Genomic DNA, 4,495 nt, shown 5'->3' on the forward strand with positions numbered 1-4,495 from the left:
AACGAATTTTTGAGGACGCTGTATAGCGAAAATCTGTTGACCTTTGATACACAACATTTAAGCTGGCAATGGAACATTGCTCAAATTGAAGCCCAAGATATTACCGATAATGTTGTGGAGCTAATGCTTGGCAGATTAAAGAAACTACCGGAAGTCACACAGCAAATTCTCCAGTTAGCCGCTTGTGTCGGGGCTGAATTTAATTTAAATACTTTATCGATTATTTCTGATAAAACTCCGAAAGCGGTTTTCCTAAATTTACTGACAGCCATCCAAGGTGGGTTAATTCAACCTCTATCTGAATTAGACAAGGACTTGTTAATTCAAGAGTATAGGTTCTTACATGATCGCGTGCAGCAAGCAGCGTATATCTTAATTGATGAGGCATATAAAGAAGTTGTTCATCTTCAAATCGGTCGCAATCTCCTCGAAAAAACCTTGCAAGAGCAACTATCAGATCGATTATTCGAAATTGTAGATCATCTCAATCAGGGAATTGGGCTTGTTACCAATCAAGCAGAACGAAATGAAATTGCTAGATTAAATTTAATCGCAGGTCAGAAAGCAAAGGCAGCGATCGCCTATAATGTGTCCAAAAAATATTTAGCCACAGGCAGAGCATGGCTGGCAGCTTCAAGCTGGCGAACAAATTATGACCTGACATTAGAGCTATATTTAGAAACAACAGAAGTCGAGTTCTTGTGTGGTGAGTTTGAGCAAGTAGAATCCTGGGGAGTGATCGTTTTAGAAAAAGCCAAGACGGTTCTCGATACCATAAAAGTTTACGAAGTCAAAATTCAAACCTGTATTGCCCAGGTTAAACTATTAGAAGCTATTGATACTGCATTGCAAATTTTGCAGCAACTGGAAATCAGTTTTCCTGAAACTCCCACTCATTCAGATATTCGCCTCGAACTAGACGCGCTCGCATCTCTCCTCAGTGAAAAACCGATCACCGACTTGATCCATTTGTCCCCAATGACCGAGCCAGAGAAACTGGCAACGATGCGAATTTTATCCAGCATCACGATCACTGCCTATATTGCGGCTCCTAATTTGATGCCGCTCCTTGCATCTAAACAGGTCAACTTGTCAATTCAGTATGGTAATGCGTTTCTGTCTCCCTTTGCTTATGCCATCTTTGGAATGATACTTTGTGGGACGCTTGGAAATATCGAGTCTGGCTACCAGTTTGGAAACATTGAGTCTGGCTACGAGTTTGGACAGCTTGCTCTAGAGCTGTTATCGCAGCCGAGTACTCATTCACTTAGAGCTAGGACATTGTTCATCGTTCATAACTCTATCATTCACCACAAAAAACATCTAAAAGGAATATCGGAGCCATTACTAGAGGCCTATCAAAGTGGGTTAGAAACCGGAGATTTAGAGTTTGCCGCCTATTGCGCTCATGTTTACTGCTTTCAGTCCTATGCCACCGGAAAGGAACTCGTAGAACTTGAACGCAACATGGCAATATATGGCGAGGCAATCCGTCAAATCAAACAGAAAACTGTACTAGCCTGGAGTCAAACATATCGCCAAACAATCGCAAATTTGATGGGACACTCGGTCAATCCAACTCGTTTAATTGGCGAATTCTACAATGAGGAGAAGGGGCTACCACAACACAAAGCAGCAAATGATGGAATCGCAATCTTTGGTGTTTATTTCAACAAACTTTTCCTATGCTACTTATTTTCTGATTATCCTCAAGCAATCGAAAACTCCATTTTAGCAGAACGTTATTTGAGCCGCACGACTGCGACACCCCTTGAACCTTTATACTACCTCTATGATTCTTTGGTAAGACTAGCAACATACCTTGGAAGCAGCACTCAGGTGCAGAAGGAAATCCTTCAAAGAGTTGCGGTTAGACAGGAGAAAATGAAGCAATGGGCATATTACGCGCCAATGAATTGTTTGCATAGATATCATTTGGTGCAAGCAGAGAAAGCGCGAGTTTTGGGTCAGTGGTTTGACGCAGAAGAGTTCTACGAACAAGCAATTCTTGGTGCTAGAGAAAATGAGTACATTCAAGAAGAAGCCTTAGCTTACGAATTAGCTGCCAAATTTTACCTATCTCGCGGTCGGGAAAAGTTTGCCCAAACCTATATGAAAGAAGCTCACTACTGCTATGAACGGTGGGGAGCAATTGCGAAAGTAAGAGATTTAGAAACTCGCTATCCACAGCTATTTCCTCAATCGTCGGATGCAACTTCACCAACCCCTAAAACTTTTGTCACCACCTCTAATCACTCACCCAAGACTTTCGACTTAGCGGCGGTGATGAGAGCGTCACAAGCAATTTCGAGTGAAATTGAACTGGATAAGTTACTCAGTTCCTTGATGAAGATATTAATAGAAAATGCTGGCGCACAAATAGGTTTTCTAATTTTAGAAAACTCAGGGAAATGGATGATTGAAGCGTCTGGTGAACTCAAGGAAGGTGAGAATACTTATGCTACACGATTACTGCAATCTATCCCAACTGCAAATCATCTACCTGAATCAATTATTAATTATGTGATTCGTACTCATGAATGTGTCATTTTAAATGATGCTACTCGTGAAGGTAATTTTATTCATGAGCCATATATTCAACACAATCAAATTAAATCAATCTTATGCTTGCCTCTGCTCAATCAAGGTAAACTAGTGGGCGTGTTGTATTTAGAAAACAAGTTGGCGGCTGGAGCTTTTACACCACAAAGATCGCAAGTCTTGAATCTGTTATCATCCCAAGCAGCGATCGCCATTGAAAATGCCAGACTCTACTCAAAGCTACGGAAGAGCGAGAGTAGAATGAAACAATTTCTAGAAGCTGTCCCAGTAGGAATTGGAGTATTGGATGCGGCTGGTCGTGTTTACTACGTCAATCAACGGGGAATTCAGTTAATGGGTAAAGGGATTGATCCTTCTGTGGCACCAGAGCAAATCCCAGAGATTTATCAATTTTATCTAGCAGGAACAGTTCAAAACTATCCAACTGAGAAACTACCAGCTATTCGGGCATTGAGCGGCGAATGCACCACAGTTGACGATCTGGAAATTCACCAAAACAGTGCAATAGTTCCAGTCGAGGTGTGGGGAACTCCTATCTTTGACGAACAGGGCAATGTAGCTTATGCGATCGCAGCCTTTCAAGACATCACTGAGCGTAAACAAGCAGAGAAACTGTTAGCCGATTACCACCAAACGTTGGAACAACGAGTAATTGAACGGACTTTGTTGCTTTCTCAGGAGATTGAAGAGCGCCAACGAGTTGAAAACGCCCTGCGCCAAAGTGAAGAGCAACGCAGACTGACAATGGACTTTACCTACATCGGCAGTTGGAACTGGAATATCATTGAGAATACAACACATTGGAACGATAACCACGCTCGATTGCTGGGGTTAGTACCCAGTGAAGTTGAGAGCAGCTATCAGGCATGGCGCGATCGCGTTCACCCAGAAGACATTCATCGGGTCGAGCAAGCTATTACAGCAGCTTTAGCAACTCATACCGATTTTGAAGCGGAATATCGAGTCATCTACCCGAATGGTAATATTCACTGGTTAGTTGGCAGAGGTCGAGGCATTTATAACGCAGCCGGACAGCCTGTGCGAATGTTGGGTGTGATTCTTGATATTAGCGAACTGCGTAACGCAGCACTGCGTGAACGCAAACGCGCCGAAGAAGCCTCAATTTTGGAGGAGCGCAACCGCATGGCACGCGAAATTCACGACACGCTGGCACAGTCATTCACGGGTGTTATTATTCACGCTAGAACTGCTGCGAACAAGATAACAGTAGACCCTCAAAAAGCTCAGGCTCACCTAGCTCAAGTCCAGAACTTAGCCCAAACTGGACTCTCAGAAGCACGCCGCTCTGTAGAGGCACTACGCCGCCCCTACTTGTTAGAAAATAGTGATTTACTCAGCGCTTTCAAACATCTGACAAGTCAGCTAGAATCATCCACTGGTATAACAATTATGTGTGAAGCCATCGGCATCCCCTATCCGCTACCCTCTGAGGTGGAGAATAATCTGCTGAGAATTGGACAGGAAGCGTTGACTAATGCTCTCAAGTATGCACAAGCAACTAAAATTCGTGTTGAACTAATCTACCAGTCCACGCAATGCATATTACGAATTAAGGACGATGGACAGGGATTTGCAATTGATCGAGATTCTAGTCACAATGGCTTTGGTTTATTAGGCATGGCAGAACGTGCCGATCTCATTGGGGCACAGATCCAGATCCAAAGTGCCCTTGGACAAGGAACAGAAATTGCGGTGTCCGTGAATCAGCAGGAAAAACCATCATGAGTCAACTTAACATCATTCGTGTTCTGGTTGTAGACGATCACCCCGTTGTACGTCAGGGTTTGGTTGCGATGCTGGAAGAAGCGCCAGATATCCTTGTCATTGGACAAGCTGGGAATGGTGAGGAGGCACTCGCTGTCTTTCGTCAAAAACAGCCAGATGCAACTTTGATGGACTTGCGAATGCCCCA

The 4,495-nt window shown here is 43.5% G+C and carries 2 protein-coding genes; both read left to right on the plus strand.

Going from position 1 to position 4,495, the window contains the following annotated elements; translation table 11 throughout:
* Nucleotides 1-36 precede the first annotated feature (36 nt).
* On the plus strand, nucleotides 37-4,308 hold the full coding sequence (locus tag H6G97_RS46220) for a PAS domain-containing protein (RefSeq protein WP_242056088.1): 4,272 nt from the start codon (nucleotides 37-39) through the stop codon (nucleotides 4,306-4,308).
* The coding region (locus tag H6G97_RS46225; RefSeq protein WP_190947118.1) for a response regulator transcription factor at nucleotides 4,305-4,495 on the plus strand (191 nt) is incomplete at its 3' end. The genes H6G97_RS46220 and H6G97_RS46225, both read left to right, overlap by 4 nt.

The sequence above is a fragment of the Nostoc flagelliforme FACHB-838 genome, from assembly GCF_014698065.1.
In the GTDB taxonomy this organism is placed as follows: Bacteria; Cyanobacteriota; Cyanobacteriia; order Cyanobacteriales; family Nostocaceae; genus Nostoc; species Nostoc flagelliforme_B.